At 61.5% G+C, this 18,951-nt stretch carries 16 protein-coding genes; 2 read left to right on the top strand and 14 right to left on the bottom strand.

All coding sequences use genetic code 11. The features are described from left to right. Positions 1–10 precede the first annotated feature (10 nt). Both AB1555_08925 and AB1555_08920 read left to right on the top strand, forming a co-directional pair. On the top strand, positions 11–304 hold the full coding sequence (locus tag AB1555_08925; protein ID MEW6246817.1) for a lipid-A-disaccharide synthase N-terminal domain-containing protein: 294 nt from the start codon (positions 11–13) through the stop codon (positions 302–304). After that, the gene (locus AB1555_08920) at positions 301–2,112 is read left to right on the top strand and encodes a glycosyltransferase family 39 protein (GenBank protein MEW6246816.1); all 1,812 of its coding nucleotides are present in this window, start codon (positions 301–303) and stop codon (positions 2,110–2,112) included. Before AB1555_08925 ends, AB1555_08920 begins: the two co-directional genes overlap by 4 nt. A 13-nt stretch (positions 2,113–2,125) precedes the next feature. On the opposite strand, the gene AB1555_08915 is transcribed toward AB1555_08920, so the two are convergent. From AB1555_08915 to AB1555_08850, 14 genes are all read right to left on the bottom strand, one after another. Continuing rightward, positions 2,126–3,163 carry a phosphatase PAP2 family protein gene (locus tag AB1555_08915; protein ID MEW6246815.1) on the bottom strand — a complete coding sequence of 346 codons (1,038 nt, stop codon included), beginning with the start codon at positions 3,161–3,163 and terminating at the stop codon, positions 2,126–2,128. A gap of 89 nt (positions 3,164–3,252) precedes the next feature. Beyond that, positions 3,253–4,383, bottom strand: coding sequence for a hypothetical protein (locus tag AB1555_08910; protein ID MEW6246814.1), 1,131 nt, complete (start codon positions 4,381–4,383; stop codon positions 3,253–3,255). A gap of 76 nt (positions 4,384–4,459) precedes the next feature. Further along, entirely contained in the window at positions 4,460–6,727 is a 2,268-nt protein-coding gene (locus tag AB1555_08905) for a M1 family aminopeptidase (protein ID MEW6246813.1), read from the bottom strand. 28 nt (positions 6,728–6,755) lie between these two features. Continuing rightward, a complete protein-coding gene (locus tag AB1555_08900; protein MEW6246812.1) occupies positions 6,756–7,541 on the bottom strand; it encodes a response regulator in 786 nt (261 codons plus the stop codon). Positions 7,542–7,699: 158 nt separating this feature from the next. Next, positions 7,700–8,623, bottom strand: a complete 924-nt coding sequence (gene ftsY / locus AB1555_08895) for a signal recognition particle-docking protein FtsY (protein MEW6246811.1) — start codon at positions 8,621–8,623, stop codon at positions 7,700–7,702. A gap of 51 nt (positions 8,624–8,674) precedes the next feature. After that, positions 8,675–9,196, bottom strand: coding sequence for an rRNA maturation RNase YbeY (ybeY, locus tag AB1555_08890; GenBank protein ID MEW6246810.1), 522 nt, complete (start codon positions 9,194–9,196; stop codon positions 8,675–8,677). Next, complete coding sequence (locus AB1555_08885; protein ID MEW6246809.1) at positions 9,196–10,263, bottom strand: PhoH family protein; 1,068 nt, start codon at positions 10,261–10,263, stop codon at positions 9,196–9,198. The genes ybeY and AB1555_08885 overlap by 1 nt, the downstream gene beginning before the upstream one ends. Positions 10,264–10,366: 103 nt before the next feature. Continuing rightward, the gene (locus tag AB1555_08880; protein MEW6246808.1) at positions 10,367–11,329 is read right to left on the bottom strand and encodes a cadherin repeat domain-containing protein; all 963 of its coding nucleotides are present in this window, start codon (positions 11,327–11,329) and stop codon (positions 10,367–10,369) included. 92 nt (positions 11,330–11,421) lie between these two features. Continuing rightward, positions 11,422–15,462, bottom strand: a complete 4,041-nt coding sequence (locus AB1555_08875) for a PilC/PilY family type IV pilus protein (protein MEW6246807.1) — start codon at positions 15,460–15,462, stop codon at positions 11,422–11,424. A 79-nt stretch (positions 15,463–15,541) separates the two neighbouring features. Continuing rightward, the gene (locus tag AB1555_08870) at positions 15,542–15,886 is read right to left on the bottom strand and encodes a hypothetical protein (protein MEW6246806.1); all 345 of its coding nucleotides are present in this window, start codon (positions 15,884–15,886) and stop codon (positions 15,542–15,544) included. 11 nt (positions 15,887–15,897) lie between these two features. Beyond that, complete coding sequence (locus AB1555_08865; GenBank protein ID MEW6246805.1) at positions 15,898–16,539, bottom strand: PilX N-terminal domain-containing pilus assembly protein; 642 nt, start codon at positions 16,537–16,539, stop codon at positions 15,898–15,900. Between the two features lie 11 nt (positions 16,540–16,550). Then, positions 16,551–17,663, bottom strand: coding sequence for a PilW family protein (locus tag AB1555_08860; GenBank protein MEW6246804.1), 1,113 nt, complete (start codon positions 17,661–17,663; stop codon positions 16,551–16,553). 11 nt (positions 17,664–17,674) lie between these two features. Then, entirely contained in the window at positions 17,675–18,160 is a 486-nt protein-coding gene (locus AB1555_08855) for a prepilin-type N-terminal cleavage/methylation domain-containing protein (GenBank protein ID MEW6246803.1), read from the bottom strand. Between the two features lie 37 nt (positions 18,161–18,197). Further along, a complete protein-coding gene (locus AB1555_08850) occupies positions 18,198–18,692 on the bottom strand; it encodes a pilin (protein MEW6246802.1) in 495 nt (164 codons plus the stop codon). Positions 18,693–18,951: the final 259 nt, after the last annotated feature.

The raw sequence follows: 18,951 nt of genomic DNA, 5'->3' as shown, positions 1-18,951 counted from the left end.
CGATCTTCTCATGACCCTCACTGAATCGATCTGGTTGGGAATCGGCTTCCTCGGCCAGGGACTCTTTTTCGGACGCTGGGTGCTGCAGTGGGTGGCTTCCGAGCGGAGCGCCGAGAGCCGCGTGCCGCTCGCGTTCTGGTACATGAGCCTGATCGGCGGGCTGATCACCCTGGCCTACGCCATCTATCGGATGGACCCGGTGTTCATCGCCGGCCAGAGCGTGGGGGCGCTCGTCTATCTGCGGAACCTCATGCTCATCCATCGCGCCGGCGGGAAACGCTCGCTGTCCGAGGTTCGCTGGTGAGCACGGCCGGCGTCGCATCGACCGTCGATCAGCGAACGGCTTCCGCCTGGTCCCATCTTCTTCTGCTCCTGTCGCTCGCCGGGCTCCTCTTCTTCCTCAATCTCGGCGGAATGGGGCTCACCGATCGGGACGAAGGCCGGAACGCCGAAGCCGGACGCGAAATGTTCGAGACCGGCGACTGGATCAGCCCGACGTTCAATTACGAACCCCGTTACGCCAAGCCGGTGTTCCTCTACTGGCTGATGAGCCTGTCCTACCGGCTGTTCGGCGTGAGCGAATTCGCCGCGCGATTCCCGTCGGCGCTGTTCGGCGTGGCGTTGATCCTGTTGCAGTACTTGTTTCTCAGGCGCTGGCGCGGGACGCCGGTCGATCTGTTCGGCGGGTTGATGCTGTTGCTCAATATCGAGATCATCGGCCTGGGACGCATGGCCCTGACCGACAGCGTGCTCATTTTCTTCACCACGCTGGCGCTCTACGGGTTCTGGTCCGGGCTCCATGCTTCGACTGCGCGCACCCCCTCTCCCTTATCCTCTCCCCCTGAACGCTCCCGCCATTTCTTTTGGCTGTTCTATGCCGGCATGGCGCTGGCGACGCTGACGAAGGGACCGGTCGGCATTGCCGTGCCCTTGCTGACGGCGGTGGTGTACCTCTCCTTCACCCGGCGATGGGGACAGTTCTGGCGACACGGCTTTCCGTTGGCGGGGCTGTTCCTGTTCGCGCTGCTCGCGCTGCCCTGGTACGCCGCGATGCTGGCCATCCACGGCTCGGCGTACACGGCTTCCGCGCAGGCCAACACCGTCGGCCGATTTCTCAATCCGATGGAAGGGCATGGCTTCTCCATCTTGTTCTACGTCCCGGTGTTGTTCTTCGGGTTTTTCCCTTGGAGCGGTCTGCTGCCGTTCGCGCTCTATCAGGCGTTCAAGACTGTTCGAAGTTCGAAGTTCGAAGTAGGGACCTCAAACCTCGAACATCGACCCTCGAACTCCGAACTGGAGTTGTTCGCCGCCCTGTGGGTGGTCGGGGTGTTCCTCTTTTTCACGCTGTCTTCCACGCGGCTCCCGCACTATATCGCGCCCCTGTTCCCGGCCGCCGCGTTGTTGACCGCGTCCTATTGGCAGCGTTGCGTGACCGACCCCGCCACGCGCGGCGCCCGCGCCTCGATCCATCTGATGATGGGACTGGGCTACGCGCTGGCGTTGGGCTTTGCCGCTTTGCCCCCGCTGTATTCCACGTTCATCGACACGATCGCCAAAGAGTTCCCCGCAGCGACGGAGGTGAATCTCGGGGTCGGTCCCTATGCCGCGGCGACCATTCTCGTGATCGGGATGGCGTCGGTCGGCTATTTCGGATTATGGGAAACGCGCCGGCCCGGCGCGTTTTGGGCGGCCGGCGCGTCGATCGCGCTGGTGGGGTTGATCGCGATTCAGGTGACCCTACCGCGCATCAGTCACTATTTTATCGCGCCGCCCCAGGAGCTGGCCTTCGCGGCCGGGCTGAATCTGGGTCCCCAGGATCGTCTCATCCTGTACGGGCCGCCCCGTCCGTCCTCGGTGTTCTATGCGAGACGGAAGGTCATCGTGATCCATCCCGGCGAGGAGGAGAACATCCGCCCCTATCTGAATCAACCGGGACGGACGATGATCCTGCTGCCGGCCAGACTGAAATCCAAACTTCCCGAGGAGACGGCGGACTATCCCGTCGTCCTGCAGCGCTACGGGTATCTCCTCCTCGCCAATGAGCCGATGGTGAAGCTCCCGCCGGTTTCCGCCCAGCCGCCGCCCGATGTGTTGAGGATTCCGGGGCACTGACCGTCCCCGATCCTCACTGGATCGGCACGGCGCCTTTGACGCTCTGGATCATCAGAAACGCCAGCACGATTCCGGCCACCCACGCCCCTTCCGAAAGGAGCCGGGCCAGCGAGCGTGACGCCGGCGCCTCGTCATGGCCCGCCTCGGGCGACTCTTGCCAGACCAGCCACCAGGCCGCGCAGACACCCAGGGCCAGCGCCGCCACCAACAGCGATCCCGTCGTGACCGCCAGTCCGACTCCGATAGCCGCTTTGGCTTCGGACTTTCCCGCCATCCACCGTATGCTTCCTGCCACATACCGGTCGTATGCCCGGCTGACGACGCCGTAGAGCATCATGGCGCTTCCCAGGCCCAGCATCACGGTATGACTCCAGGAGGACTCCGCGCCGTGCGAGACCGTCCATAAAAACGCGAAGGCGGCGGCCAGACAGGTGGTCACGCCGAGGAGCGCCCGGCTGAGCGCCGCGGGCCACTGTCTGAACGGCTCGGCCGCCGCAGCCCCGACGAGGACTCCGATGACGGCGCCGGCCGCCACGTCGGTGGGAAAGTGCGACCCCCGCAAGACCCGGCTCATGGCCACGGTCACGGCGACGCCCATCGCCCCCCACGCGACTCGGGGAAATTGTTTGGACAAGACCATCGCCACGGCAAAGGTGGCGGAAGCATGGCCGGAGGGAAAAGAGTCGAAGCCGTTGTCCATCGATGGACCAAGCTGCTCGGTTCCCGCGTGCATGAACTTCGGACGAGGCCGCCCGATCAGGTGCTTGAGCACGTTCGAGATAATCGCGACCGCGCCGTGCGCGATCAAGGTCTTGAGCCCCGTCGCTCGAAGAACCGGCCATTTGCCCAGGACCCCGACGGCCAGCAACGCCAGAGAAAAGAGCACCAGGGATCGCCCTTGCCCCAGCGCATCTCCCACATCACTGAACCAGGCCAGCCAGGGATTCGGCAAATACCCCACCGGGTGATAGAGCGAGCGCATAGCCCGGGCCACCGGAACGTCCAGTTGGGCCAGACCCCAGAACACCACGGCGAGCGCAGCGCAAGACATGAGCGCGATAGCAAGCAGCGAATAGCGAGTCGCTATCAGTTCTGAGCTATTTGCTGTTGGCTGTTCGCTGTTCGCTCTATCTGGCGAGGTCATGGTGCCCAGTCGGCGAGAAAGATGTTGAACTCTCCGGGTTCCTTCGCGCCGCGGTTCGACACCCAGACCAGCTTTTTGCCGTCGGGTGAGAACATCGGGAAGCTGTTGAAAGAGCCCTCGAACGTGACGCGCTCCAAGGCGGTCCCGTCATCGTTGATCAGATAGAGATGAAACGCCGGCGGTCTTCCGCCTTCCGTTTTCCGTCGTCCGTCATCCGTCAACGGAGAGCGGGGGACGGAGGAAGGGGGCACGTCCTGCACATTCGACGAGAAGATGATGCGCCGGCCGTCCGGATGAAAGAACGGCGCAAAGTTGGAGGCGCCGTTCGCGGTCACCTGCCGCTTGCCCGTGCCGTCGGCGTTCATCACGAAGATTTCCAGACGGCTCGGTTCGACCAGGTTCCGCGCCAGCAATTCTTTGTACTTGGCGATGTCGGCCGGCTCCTTGGGGTGGTGCGCCCGATACACGATACGCTTGCTGTCCGGCGAGAAGAAGGGTCCGCCGTCGTAGCCGACTTCGTCGGTAAGCCGTCGCAGATGGGTGCCGTCCAAATTCATGGCGTAGATGTCCAAATCTCCGTCGCGCATCGAGGTGAAGACGATCGTCTTGCCGTCCGGCGAGACGGTCGCTTCGGCGTCATAGCCCGGCGTATGGGTCAGACGCTGTATCTGCTGGCCGTCGATCCTGACGGAAAAAATATCGTAGTCGTCCAAGGCCCAGCGGTAGGCCCGGTCACGCTTGGGCTTCGGCGGACAGTTCGGTCCACGCAAATGAGTGGACGAGAAGAGCACGCGCCGGTCGCCGGGGAAGAAGTAGCCGCAGGTGGTCGCCCCCGTCCCGGTGCTGACCAGCCGGATGTGGCCGGTCTCCAGATCCATCACGTACATCTGATAACAACCGAGGCCCGACTCCGCCGGCGCGAGCGTCTCCGCAAAGGTGCCCTTCATCCAGTTGTTGGTGGATTGAAAAATGAGCTTGGTCCCGTCAAAGGAAAAATACGCCTCGGCGTTTTGCCGGCCGAAGGTGAGCTGGCGGATGTTCGCGAGGTGACGTTCGATCACCCGTCGGGGTTCGAGGTTCGAGGTTCGAGGTTGGTCGGCGGTCGGAATGCCTCGAACGTCGAACATCGAACTTCGAACATCGGAACACAACGCCCCGACAAGCACGCTCAAGAACGCGAGCGACACAGTGCTCAGCACCGACCTACGGCGCCTCAACATCGACCTCCACCACATCCCGCGGTTCTTCCCAGTCTCCGCGGGCCACCACCGCGCCGTCGCGGAAGACGACGTAACTGTTCCACCCGTAAAAAAATAACAGCCTGGCGACTTTCGCCGCCGCCTCCGGCGACACCCCGTAAAAGAGCGTCACGACGCTCCCCGGCCGGTCCGGTCGTCGACAGGATACCAAGAGCGCGGCCTGCGGCCCTTCATACCGATTCCCCCCGATGGCAAACCCGTCCTCGCTGATCCGCACGCTCCCTTCGCAGCCCCGCACCGCCCACGCAGCGGCCCGGTTCGCGCCGGGCCCGCCCAATACTAGCACCGAACCCGCGGCCGATACACCGTCCGCCCTCGCTCCTTCCACCACGTCGGTCTGTTCCTCAGCGGGCCGTGACCGATTTTGTTTGAGGATGCGGGCGACCAGTTCCCGATACGGCGCGCGCGCCGCCTCCGACCCGGCGTCCGGCGGCACCACCAATCGTCGCCGATCGGTGACATAAAGATTCAGCATCGCCGGAAGCCGGGCGCGGTCCAGGCGGCGGAATACCGCCAGGTCGGGATCGAGCTCGACGGCGACCGGTTTGGCCGGGACGGACACGGTCACGTCCTGCTCGGCCCGCTCGATCATAACATCCGCGCGGTGCATCCGGTTCCCTTCCAACCGGACAAGCAACTGAACCCGGAATCGGAACGGGGTTCCCGCCTGCACGACCCTGGCGGTGAGCCGATAGCCGCCCGGCTCCGACGTTGTCGGCGCCGGCCGCGCCGTCGCGCGCCTCATTGTCAGGTCGGGGGCGCCCGTTCGTTCGATCCACTGGGCGAAGAACCACCGCAGATCCCTGCCGGCCGTTTCGGCGAATATCCGTTCAAGGTCGCGCCAATCGGCATAGGTTCCCCGGAAGTCCGAGACCAGCTTCTTCACGCCGGCCCAGAACGCCGTTTCGCCGATCTCGCCACGCAGCATGTGGAAGACCATGGCCGCCTTTTGATAGCCGATGGCATTGTCCTTCTCGTCCGTTTTCCGGGTGAAGCTCCCGACCGGATAGTCCTGCTCCGGCCTGACGTGCACCGCATAGCCGTAGAGCATCAGGCGTCGCTCCCGCCCGGCTTCTTCGGTCTTCCCGGTCAACTCGTGATAGTAGTAATTGGCCAGGTAGGTGGTGAGTCCCTCGACCCAATTCCCCGCTTCCGTCCGATTGAACACGGCGTTGCCGATCCAGGAGTGGACGATCTCGTGGCCCAGCGCGTAGGGCTGCACATAGTGGCGCTTGATGACGCCGCTTCCCAGCAGGGTGAACGACGGCATACCCAAGCCGCTGGCGAAGAAATTTTCCACCACGGCGAATTTGGGGAACGGATAGGGCCCGAGAATCTCGCTGTAGGCTTCCAGGTAGCGTGCGGAGGCGTCGAGATATTCATCCGCCAGGTGGGCGTCTTCCGGGAACAGATAGGTCGCGATCCGGATCGCGCGGCCTCCCCTGTCCCGCCAATCCCGCTGTGACGTTACGAATCGATTGGCCACGAGCGTCAGCGCCTCGGTCTTTTCCGTCACCTCCCATTCGGCCGTCACCGACTCGGTCCCGACGCCGGCTTCTCTCCGAGAGACCTCTCTGCCGTGCGTGACGGCCACCCACCCGCGAGGCGTGGTCACCGAGACATGAAAGGTCGCGAGCGAGCCGACGAGGTCCGGATACCATTCGGTTTCGCCGCTCAGGTACACGCCCTGCGGACCGATATGGCCGGAGGTTTCGCTGGGAATCACGAAGCGAAGATGCCGGGGTTCGCGCGGGGGGTCATTGACGATTCCTTCGTACCGCCACTCCAGCGTAAGGGTTCGGCCGGACGGAATCGGGCGTCCCAATCGGACGAGCACCCGTTGCCCCTGCGATCCATGGAGCGCCGCGGCGGCTCCCGATTCGGCTGTCCAGGTCACGTCAATCGGCTGGGAATCCGAGGTTGCCTGGATCTGCCGCACCTGAAGCGACGACGCCAGCGAAAACGCGAGTTGCTCGGCGGATCCGGTCCCGATACCGATGGTCATGCGGTCCGCGGCGATCAGCCGATGCGTATCAGGAAAAAGGTCGATGGATAGCGCATGAGAAAGGATGGCCGTGTCCTGCAGCCTGGGCGAACCGGCGGGTTCTGCGCCGGCCCAGGCCGGTGCAGCGCCCCCGTGTAGGAACCCGGCTGAGGAAAGGACCCCGGCGGCGAACAGACCGGCGGCACGCGCGAGGCAAGACAGGGTCACCCTACACCGTGGCACAGACGAGGCGAGATCAACATTCCCGGCACACCAGTACGAGCTGGATCGCCGTCAACAACCGCTCAAGATCGACGGGTTTGCTGAGGACTTCCTGCGGGCCCAAGGCCCAGGCCTTGTCGAGCAACTCTTCGCTTTGGCTGCCGGTCAGGATGATGACTCCACCCTGGTACTCCCGCTCCCGCAAGGCGCGAAGCACGTCCACGCCGTTCATGCCCGGCATGATCACATCGAGCAGCACCAGATCCGGCGGCGCTTGCTCGATCATCTTCAACGCTTCGGGTCCGTCCTTGGCTCCCTGCGCGCGATACCCGCGCAGGTTCAGGAAGCGGACCAGCAGGTCGCGCACCATCGCCTCGTCGTCCACCACGAGAATGGTTTCGCCTTCGGTGCTCGTTGGGGAAACCGACTGGGGTAAGGACGGGGTGAACGCCCGCATGACGGGTTGTTGGGCCACCCGATTCACCGTTGCAACCAGCACGTCCAGCGACAACCCCTTCCGCAGAAAATCCGTGACCATCAGTTCACGGGCTTGATTCTCCTGCGCTTCGGTCGCCCCGCCCCCCAGAATGATGACTGGCGCATAGGGATCGATGGCGCGGATCTCCTTGAGCACCGTCAACCCGTCCATCTCCGGCATCCGCAGATCCAGCAGGGTGACGCGCGGGGTCAGCTTGCGGAACAGGTCCAAGCCTTCGCGCCCGCTGGTCGCCGTGAGCACGTGGTACCCCTGGCGCGAAAAGACGGCTTGGAGCAGGTCGCAATTCAACCGATCATCGTCGATCACGAGAAGGGTGTTCACGGAACCTTTCCTTATGCCGGCCGAGACGCCCGCGGCGTGACGACCACCGACCGCCCGCCTTCGCGACCTCGAAGAGCGCCGCGATCATGACGGTGCCAGAATAGCATAGACGCCGGGCGATGAGAAGGAATTGACGAGATCGGGGAAAAAGCAGTCGATCAGGCTGATTGGCCGAACAGCGCGCCCACAAAGGCTTGCGGATCGAAATCCTGCAGATCGTCGACCGCCTCGCCGACGCCGATCAAGCGGACGGGAATCTTGAACTCGTCGGCGACGGCCACGACGATTCCGCCGCGCGCGGTCCCATCCAGCTTGGTCAAGGCCAGACCCGTGACGCCGACCGCTTCGTGGAATTGCCGAGTCTGTGAAAGGGCGTTCTGCCCCACGGTGGCGTCCAGGACCAGCAGCACTTCATGCGGCGCGCCGGGCTGTTCCTGCGCCAGCACGCGTTTGATTTTCCGCAATTCCTCCATCAGATTCGATTTCGTGTGCAAACGGCCTGCGGTATCGATCAACACCGCCTGGACGCCTCGGGCCCTGGCGGCCGCCAGTCCGTCGAAGGCGACGGCGGCCGGATCGGAGCCATGCCGCTGCCGAATCAGCTCCACGCCGATCCGGTCGGCCCACACCTGGAGTTGATCGATCGCCGCGGCCCGGAAGGTATCGGCGGCGACGAGGAGCGGCGTGATGTTGCCTTGCCGTAACCGTTGGGCCAGCTTGGCGACCGTCGTCGTTTTCCCCACCCCGTTGACGCCGACCGCCAGGACGACATAGGGACGCGGGCCCTTGGCGATCAATCGTTCGATCGATTCGCCGGCGCAGGTGCGGAGACTGTCGAAAATGGTCGCCCGTAGCTGGTCCAGCAGATGCAGGACGTCCGAGCCGCCGCCTCGGGCCTGCGCCCGCACGCGCTCCATCAGCCGGCTCACGACGCGGACCCCCAGGTCGGCGGAAATCAACGCAGCTTCCAGCTCATCGAGCAAGGCCGGATCCGGAGCCCGACCGGTCAACCGGTCCAGTGAGCCCTTGATGACCTCGCGAGTCTTGGCTAACCCTTGGCTGAGCCGCTGGGACCAACTCATCTCTTTAAGTTCTGAGCGAACAGCGAATAGCTGATAGCTTCCGAGTCCTGGCTAGCGTCTTGCTATCAGCTTCGGAATCGGCTGCAGCGCCTTCCACACTGCTCGTTCTTTGCGCCGCATACGGCGTGCCTCTTTCTCTCCGCGCTCGTGGTCATACCCGCACAGGTGCAAGACCCCGTGGATCAACAGCGTCGCGACTTCATGATCGACGGAACGGCCGCGACGCGCTGCCTGGCGTTCGGCCGTCGGCAGAGAGATCACCACATCGCCTATCATCGAAGGTCGTACTGCGTCGGGCATGGAGCGTGAAGCGGACCCCCCTAATGCCTTACGGCTCAGACCTAACCGATTCACGCGTGGCGCGCGCCGCATCGGAAAAGCCAGCACATCGGTGGAATAATCCCGCCCGCGGTACCGCCGATTCAGCCCACGCATCCGCCGATCGCCGACCAACTCCACGCTGAGTTCGGCGCGGGACTCGCCCACCGTCTTCAACAGCTTTTGGGCCAACGCCTTGAACGTAGAGGGCCGAACCCGGATGCGGCGCGGCCGGACCCGCAACAGGACCGGCATTAATGCGGTTGGCCCCAGGGGTCTTTCGAGGTCGGGGCGGAGGACTGAGACCGGCGCGCAGAAGGATGGCTCGTGACGGACGGCTGCCGGGGCGTCTTTGTCGGTTTGGTTTCAGCATCGCGACCGGCGCCGTGCCGATCGTATGCTTTGATGATCTCCTGCACCAACCGATGACGGACCACGTCGCGCTCGTCGAAATAGACGAACTGAATCCCGTCGATATCGCGCAAAATGTCCCGGACTTCGATCAACCCGGATACGCGGTCGGCCGGCAGGTCGACCTGGGTCACGTCCCCGGTGACCACGGCTTTCGAGTGGAACCCCAGCCGGGTCAGAAACATCTTCATTTGCTCGGCCGTGGCGTTCTGCGCCTCGTCCAGGATGACGAACGAGTCGTTCAGCGTCCGGCCTCGCATGAACGCCAGCGGCGCGATTTCGATCTCGCCGCGCTCGACCAGCCGGTTCGCGCGATCCACATCCATCATGTCATAGAGCGCATCGTAGAGCGGCCGCAAGTAAGGGTTGACCTTGGCATACATATCCCCCGGCAAAAAGCCGAGTTTCTCCCCCGCCTCGACCGCCGGCCGAGCCAGGATGATGCGGCTGACTTCTCTGCGCATCAGCGCATTGACCGCCATCGCCATTGCCAAATAGGTTTTGCCCGTCCCCGCCGGGCCGATGGCGATCACGATGTCGTATTTCTCGATCGCTTCGATGTACGCCTTTTGGCCGGCGGACTTCGGGACAATGAACCGTTTCTTGGTGGCGATGGGAGCGGCGCTGAACAGGAGGTCTTTGAGAGGAGTGTCCTGATTCTGCCGGAGCGCGGTCAAAGCCAGACTGACATCTTCGGTTTTCAGTTCGTACCCTTCGGTCGTCAGAGCGGCCAGTTCCGTCAGCACCCGTTCGGCCCGCCGTTCGGCATCGGGCGAGCCTTCGAGCGCCAACTCTTCTCCTCGCGCCGACAACCGAATCCCAAACTCTTCTTCAATGAGCTTGAGGTGCCGATCGTGATGGCCGAAAAGCGCGGCGGTATTCGTCCCTTCTCGCAGCTTGATCTTACGCACGCGGTGCTTTTGGGAGAACCTCCTTCCAGGTGGCAAGCGGGATTCTAACAGAGGACACGAAAACCTGACAAGGTCGGAGGACGAGAAAGACGCAAGCGGGCCGTTAGGACGAAGCGGGTGCGCTGAGAGACAAGTCGAATTCCTGAAATGCCCAGCCTCCCCGATCGTCCTGGACCACTACCTTGACCCGGTACGATCCTTTCGATTCCGGCGGGATCCGCCAGTCGACGCGGCCGGTCTTCTGATCGATCGTCATCCCGGGCGGAGCGGTCGGCAGCGAAAACGAGACCGGATCCCCTTCCGGATCAACGGCCGTGACGGTATAGAGGTAATGCCCCTGTTGGATGATCGAGTGAGGAACGGAGGTGATCTTGGGCGGGCTGTTCGCAATGGTCATCGTCGGAGAAAACACTTCTTTGCCTTCTCCACCGCCGTCGCGCGGTATCACGGAGACCGCGACGACATCATCTCTGAGAAACCCGGCGGTATCGAACGTGTTCTCTTCGCCTTCGGAGACGAGTCGGTTGTTTTTCCACCATCGGAATCGATACCGGACCTCATCGTGATCCGCGTCGGTTCCTTCCACCTGGGCCTGCAACACATCTCCGACCCGTATTTGGCCGGGCTCGATCGTCACCCGCGAGACAACCGGAAGCGTATTGCCGACGATGACCGGTTCGGTTCGATACGGAGCCCCTTGACCTTTTCCGTCGAACGGAATCACCTCGACGCTGACACGGTCGCCGCGCTTGAGCGTGTCAGGGCTCAACTGATGTCCGATGGCTCCGGGAAGCGGTTCGCCGTTCACCAGCCATTGATAGCGAAAGGTAAGCGGGTCGCGGTCCAGGTCTTCTCCTTCAACCTGGACCGACACAGGTTCGGACAGGACGGGAGGGACCGGAACGATTCGAGCGGATCGAACGGAAGGCAGATGGTTGTTCCTCGCGGGCGGCGATCCTGCGCCGTTCACCTGAGCAGAATCGGGTGAGCAGCCCGCCAAGAGCGGAATACCGAGCAGCATCGCCAGAAGTCTGGCGTGAGAACCTGATCGATTCCTGCTCTTCATCTATCTTCTTTGGGCCCGGCCGTCGTCCGCTCCCTTCGGAGGAACCGCGTAGGAACGGGCAACGGTTTGGGCTATTGTCGAAGCGAATGGGCTCAATCTCGCTGATTGATCCACGAGAGATATTGGCTCCATGCCGACAAAGCCGGCTTCGTACACGGCTGCGCAATGGCGCCGGTGCTTGACTGGACGAAGCCGATCACGCCGCCCTGACAACCGGAGCCGCTGGGACCGCCGCCTGTGCCTCCGCTTCCCTGGGTGCCGATCTGGACGGCCATTTGCGACGCCAAGCCGGTCCCCAACGCCATAGACCGGTTGACAGTCTTGTTACTGCCGGCCGCGGTCGTTCCGATCACCGACTCTTTGTAGGCGCTGCCGGTCAGATAGAAGAGCGCGTACAGATTGCTCTCTCCCGACGCGCTGCAGATGTCGTTATTGGGAATGAACGAGGGGAAGAACACGATACCTCCGATGATGGTCGGACTCGCCAGCACGCGCTCGCGCGACGCCGGTAACGTGGTGAACCAGCCATCCTTGCTCTGAACGAGTCCGATCAAGGAGGTTGTTCCGGATCCCTCAAACGTGGTCACACCTGCGACACCGGTGACTTGGTTCGTGCCGCCGGACTGCCCGCAGTCGCCGACACCGACCACGCAGATCGTGGCGCTGGAGACGTTGACAAGATCGTCGTCCAAGCAACTGACGACACTGGACTGTGTGCAGCTCCCGCCGAGCACCGAGTCCTTGATCCCGAAGAAGTACTGGGTGTCCGTGTTGGTCTTGTCGAGCGAACTGTAGTAGCGGCCGGTCCCGAAGAAGATCCATACCTTCGCCGTGTCATCCAGTGTCACGGTGGGCGCAGCCACGATCGGACCGACCGCCGTGCTCCCACCAGTCGGGAACGTATCGATCACTTCGGTCGGAACCCGATTGCTCCCGGAAGCGATCCCCCACGTGGACGTCGAGCAGGGAGCGCTTGAGCAAGCCCCCATCGTCAACCGATACATTTTGCCCGTCCAGATGCCGCGACCGCTGCTGGTCGGATCGATCGTCCGTCCGACATAGACCGAGTCGGCGCGATAATCCAAATCGCGGTCCAGCGTGATCAAGTCCGCCATGAATGAATACCACGAACCAATAGGGAGCGTGGTCACCAAGCTGTTGTTCGTTCCCGGCCCGGTCGCCAGATCGACTGCGTAGAGCTTGGCGGCCTGCGCGACACTCCCATCGTACCCGGTCACGCCTGATCCGAAGACCACGTACCATTTGGCGTTCGTATTGCTCGTCTTCCCGTCACTGGACGGACTCATTCGCACGACTGTCGGATAGCTTGTCGCCAGGCCTTGATCCGACGACGAGAAGGACCAGAGTAACTTGGGCGGTACCTCGGGATTGGTAATGTCCAGGACGAAATAGGCGCTGTAGAACGTGCGGATGGTCCCGCCGATATCCACTGTCATCGGAGGCGCGCCCGTCCCGGCCACGCAATTGCCGCAACTCCCTCCCATTCTGAATCCGCCGATGAGAATCGTGCCCCACCCGTTCGGATGATCGGCATCGGGAGTAAAGATACGCACATCGGTCACCTTAGGTTTGAGATCGACATAATAGACATGCGTATAGTCGCTCCTCGTCAACCACTGGAGATGTGGAAGGAGCTGATAAGGGATAAAGCCCCACAGCTCTTCCCCCAGCAACTTGCCGCTTGTGTTGTCGTTGGGATTGCGGGTAAACCACCCGTGCTCCGTCACCGTGGTCGTGCTGGGATCATCGCCACGATGATAGAACCCGGCGTTGAACGCATGGAGCATGCCGTCATTGGCTCCGACATACGCCACTTGGCGCCGGTTGCGGTACTGCTGAAAGAACACCGTGTAACTCGAGTCGCCGTACAGCACGTCGAAGCGCTCCTTCGGCGTCGCGACCACCGTCGGCGTGGAATGAATCGGATCACCCAGCTTCCAGACCTTCAAGCTGCCGCCGACGGTGAGCTGTCGATCCCGGAGACCGGCGATCTGGTCCCCTCTGACGAAATTGATGATATTGTCGGCCGTATAAGGAGCGGCCCCGGCTCGCAAATATGGAGCCAACGTCGCCGAGTTGGCGGTGGTAAAGTCCATTTGTTCGCCCGCATCAACCACGCCGTTGTTATTCAAGTCGACCCAGGTGAGCAAAGTCCGGTTGCCCGATGGGGTCAACGCCAGTTGTTGTCCGGCTTCCCAGATTCCTTTGACCTCTCTCAAGGTTACGGTCTCGTAGGGCGTCGTACTGTCGGCCTTGCCGTCGCCGTTGGTGTCGCGGAAACGATCGACAAACACGTTCCCGGTGCCCGAGTCGAAACGGGTCTGAACGATGCTGTCGTTCTGGTAAATGAGCCGAGCATCTCCATCGGTGTCCTCCCGAAGATTCCCGAACGTGTCCAGGAACAGCCCTTGGGTATAGCCGGTCCACTTCACATCCCTAAACCCTTCGAAGAGGAGAGGGTAGAAATAGGACTGGTAGAGCGATCCATCACCGGTCGATGACGTCGCAAGCACGGAGACCGCCGTCCCGGACGCGCTTCTTTGGAGAATGCTGGTGATGGCGGCCATGAGCTTCGCGCGAAGATCGTCGGCATCAGCCGATTCGAAATACGTGTCCGGCAACCCGTCGGCACCCAGTGCTCCTGTGTAGTTGTTATACCGATCATATTCCTCCGGGAGATCGGGTAAATTGTTCCCATTGCGGTCCTCGAATCCCCCGGCTTTCGCGGTCGTCTGGAGAATCTCGCGTCCGATCGCCTGACCGAACGCGTAGAAGCTGTAGATGATGAGATTCTGATTGCCTGACAGGTCTTTTCCTGACTCATTGATGACCGGTATCGTCCCTTGTCGAATATCGGTGATGTGCGCCCAATAGGCCACGTCGTCAAGATAGTGAGAGCCGTTATTGGGATAATTTGTCTTGTGCGGCGTACAGGGATCCGTATTAGGGCTGCTTGTACAATGCGCGCCATGGACGCTGTGCCCATAGTCTTGCAATGCAGAAGGAACGTTTAAGTCCTGTGTCGGCTCACCGTCGGTGAAGATGATCACAAAGCTCTTGCAACACGGCACATATTGCGCCGTGCCTGCCCACTTGGGAGACGTGAAGTAATACGGATCGCGGTTCGTGACCGTATAGGAATAGTCGGAGTTGGTGTATGCGGGCGGAATCTGGGCAAAGTACCGAGTCGCCTCGTACAACGATTCCGCCAGGGGTGTCCAGGTGGACGGCGTCGTTGCCTCGATCGCCGTAATCATGTTTTGGACATTCCCCCCGACATCGTTCAAGACCTTTCCGCCGTCACCGTTACCTTTAAATTGCATCAACCCCCACCGCGCCTTGTCCCCCACTTCCTGAATCACACCGGTGGCATTCTCGAAATGGTCGATTCTGATCCGCCACGGGCCTGATTCGGCATACGAATCTCCATCGCTACAGCTCGAGCTGCCGGGTTGCGTCGAATCATTGTCGAGACAAAAGTTCCCCTTGAGGGTCCCGCTGCTCCCCATCATGTGGAAATACAGCGTACCGCCCGCTCCTGGGAGGTAGGTGGAGGGCACCCTCCCGTTCGCATCGGCATGAGGCACCGACGTGGTTTGATCACGGCAGCAGGCGCCGCTGTCGAAGCTATCCTGTCCGATGAGCTGGCGGCACCCTCCCATCGCGTCGCGCCCCCCCACCGAACAGGTTCCTCCCATCATCACCCACTTGACGATGTCGATCCGCCGCATCGTCGCATAGTTCAGCAGATTGCCGGACCAGAGGTACGGAGAATTCGTGCAGGTTCCCGGGGTCGCCGGATTGGCGGCAGGGTCGGGGATGAATTTTTCACTGCCATAGTCATAGCATTCCAGTGGATCGTACAGGCCGAAATAGGTCTTGTTCGGATCGAATGCCGTGGTTTTGTAGGCGGCTTCGTTCATGCTGCCCGAATTATCCATCAGCAACAAGACGTTGGGCGGGACCGCATCGGTAATGAACGGCGGCGATGCGGTATAGTCAGCCATGTTCTGGGCCTTGACGTCCACCGGCCACATCACAGCTTCTACCAGCACAAGCGACAGCACAATTGCCGTTATCTTCGACTGTGGTGTCATGGTATGCCGTTTCATGATCTGGCCTCCGCTTGTTGCTTTACTCAGCTACGATTCCACTTCCCTTCAATCCCGTGCTCCGTGAATCCTCGTCGGGTCATTTGGGAAGGACAATCACGATCTGATCGATCTGTCCCCCTTTCAGGTGATACTGGACTTGCACCCCGGGCTGCAGTTCCCGTTCGTCCCTCTCCCTCCCCTCGTCGTCCTTGATGATCACTTGGGGCTTGAGGGGATAGTTCGTGTTGTTGATTTGCAGCGTCGTTCCGCTTTTTACCGACGTCACTTGCCCCGATTGGAAATTGGTCAGAGACGCGGCTGATTGCCCTGTTTGTGCCACGGCTGTCTGAATTTCCGTACCGGACGCGCCGCTGATCACAAAAGCCGCGACCACCGAGGAAAGGACAAGCCGGCAGTGCGTAGATCCTGTCCACAAGTTCATGGTCATTCCTCCTACAACTTTTTCTGGCAGCTTTCGCCCGTCATGGTGCAGGCATAGATCGCGGTGATTCGACTGCTCGCGCCGGTCGCGACATTTCTTGCTACGCAGTTGACTCGATAGAGGATGTCGACACCGCCCGCCGAGGCCCCTCCGGCCGTTCCTTCATATCCACCGAACATTTGCATACCGGAGCCCGCTTTCGCTTTGGCATACAGCCGGTCGATGTCGCCGTTCACGGTGTAGGCTCCCACGGTTTGCACAATGTTCGGCACAGCGGCGGCTCCGTCGGGAAAATCGGTGTTATTGTCCGACTGCCCCATGATCTCTTGATTGAGAACGGCGGAATTGGTTTGCGGCACAGGGCCAGGCGGGGCCGCGTTGCTCAAGAAAGTCGCCGGTAACGAACCCTGGTCGATGGTTTGCTGAATGATGTTCACCGCCGTTCCCAAGCACGATTCGGCCGCGCTGGATGCCGCTTCACTCGTTCGCACGAGACCCGCAATCCGATTTTCCAGCCCGCTGACCGTCACGGCTGCGACTCCCAGCACAGTCAGTATCAACAGAAGGAGCATGACCGTCAGGAAGGCGACGCCTCGCTGGTTTTCGATCAGCCCATGCCCGGTTTTCCTCATCTCTCGACGGTCTCCACTCATCGACTATTCGTTCAGAGCCCCAGGTTCCTTGTCTGGACGGTCCGAGTCAGCACCCGCCGGCGGAACTGCGGATAGGTGGTGGCATCAAAGTTGGCATCGGCGGCATGGTTGTGATCGCTGATGACGAGCGGCCCGGCGGTCGCCACGATCGCGGTCCGACCTTCTCCGAGTCCTTGATCAGCCACGGTCTGCCGAGCCACGATGTTGACCTGGACGAGTCGGATTTTGTCCGGAGTCAAGGGTGCAATAGTCCAGGAGCTGTTCGTAATGAAATCGGCTTGGTCGAACGTCCCGGATGCGTTCTGGTCATCGACCACTCCGTCCGCAACTCCACCATTCACTGCCGCATTACAGCCGTCACAGGCATATGCGAATTGGATATCCTCAATTCCGTCCGTGATCGGCGCGCAGGGGCTGGCCACGACATCACAGTTCAGGGCGACCGTGATGCCTCGCACTAGGCAGGGCGCATTTCCGCCACAGACCGCGTTATTATCGGGAGGACGTATCACCTGATACGTGACGCACTGGAGCAGATAGACCGGGGTCCCCGCGAGGAATGTCGCCGGGGGAGCGATCGTGTTGGAGAGCGTCAACGTGTCGCCGCTGATCGTGCTGACAGTCGCCGTGACCGTTCCATTGATCGAAATTTGCGCGGTTGTCGGCGACGCGGTATTGAGACCGGCCGCCACCATATTCGCCACTGCGCCGGCTTGCAATGTGATTTGATTGAAGCCGGGCCCGACGGTGTTGGCGAGCGTCCATAAAGGCGCCAGCGAACTGGTGGTCGGAACGACCAGTGAGATGGAATCCGGACCTGCATCGGCTCCGCCTGGGCTGTTGTCCGCAGGAACAATGGCCTGAGGAGCTCCCGCCAGTGCACAAGCGCCCACTTGGCCGGTCATGCCGAATCCGGCAAGCTTGATATCACGAGAAACCACCTCCATCGCCACCCGCACATTCTGTTGCGTATCCACCGTTTGATCGTTGGCGCGAGCCGCCTTGTTGGTCGTATTCAGCGCCGTAAAACCCGCCGCGACCACGACGAGCGTGACGAAGATCCCCGCCATGAGTTCGACGAGTGTGACGCCGTGCGCCTCTTCGTAGATTCGGCTTCGATTCATTCCGAACGTCTTCATTCCGGCGCCACCACCGTCGTCAGTGTAAGAGCCTTGTTTCGTGTCATGCTCGTCTCTCCGCGCACAGAGCCGCTCCAAGTGATCGTCACCGTCACCGAGTTTTGATTCAGGGGCGGCGTGATCGGCCCGATCGCCGTTACGGTGACGCGCCCCTGCACGCCGGTGAGACCGGAGGCGTTCAACAGCGCCTGCCACTGGGCATAGTCGCCTCGAGCCATGGGTTGACTTGTCGGCGGCTGGGTCCCAGCATTCAACGTGTCGATATTGTTGTAGGCCACAACGTTGCGCCGGTTGAATTGAATTCGCTCGATCATGTCGGCCGCAAGGTTTGTCACCCTCGTCAGCTCGTTTGCGTCCACGTTTCGGCCAAACGAGATAGCCTGCATCCCAGAGAGCGCTAACAGCCCGGCGCCAAGAATCACCGCCGCGATCATGCCTTCGACCAGCGTAAAGCCCGACTGCGTTGAACGCTTCGCGTGCATGCCTTTCCATTCCGTACTCAACGATACTCTCACGCCTTCAGGGGCAGGTCGGGCTCGCGCACCAGGTCGCTTTCCCGCCCGGAGTGACTTTGATCGAATACGTCAATCCTTGATTATTCGTCACCGTGATCATCTGGTTTCCCGCGCCGCCGCCTGACCGGAGACCAAGCGAGTTAAACTGCACCGGTCCTCCCCCGACGTTGGTCACGTGGACCATCATCGACTGCGTCGGCAACACCTGCGCGCCCGACACGTCTGCGGTCGCCACAGTGACCCGCCCCGCCGCCGCGGTGACCGTGACGTTGACCGAAGTATTTCTGTTCATGGCCGCCAACCTGGCGAGGGCCAACTGGCCGGTGATCTCGGTGACCGCCTGTCGTAGCTGGTAACGCGCATTCCATTGCGTGTAACTTGGAACCGCCAACGCCGCACCGATCCCGATGATGGTGATGACGGTCATCATTTCCACCAACGTAAATCCCCGTTCTTCGGGGACACGGACTTGGCGGGGCTTCGGCAGACTGGTAGACATAGCGCCATAAACGTGAGCAAGTGCCATGCCCTTAGATTTAGGAGGAAACGATCTCTCAACTTATTGATTTCACGTTGTTACCCCTCATTCGATGGAGTACAAATTCGCGCTCTGTCGGTCATTTTTTATGACAATTTTCGTCATGAACTTGTCCGCCACACGCGCTTGTAAGGCCGCGAATGACCTTGGGGAATCCAACCATTCCCGCTACCGGCAAACAGGCGGCCGGGCGGTGGTTTCGTTGGCTGACTTACACATG

This window comes from Nitrospirota bacterium (assembly GCA_040755395.1).
Lineage (GTDB): Bacteria > Nitrospirota > Nitrospiria > Nitrospirales > Nitrospiraceae > DATLZU01.
Note: the sequence above shows the minus strand (reverse complement) of the source record. Positions and strands in the feature narration are given on the sequence as shown.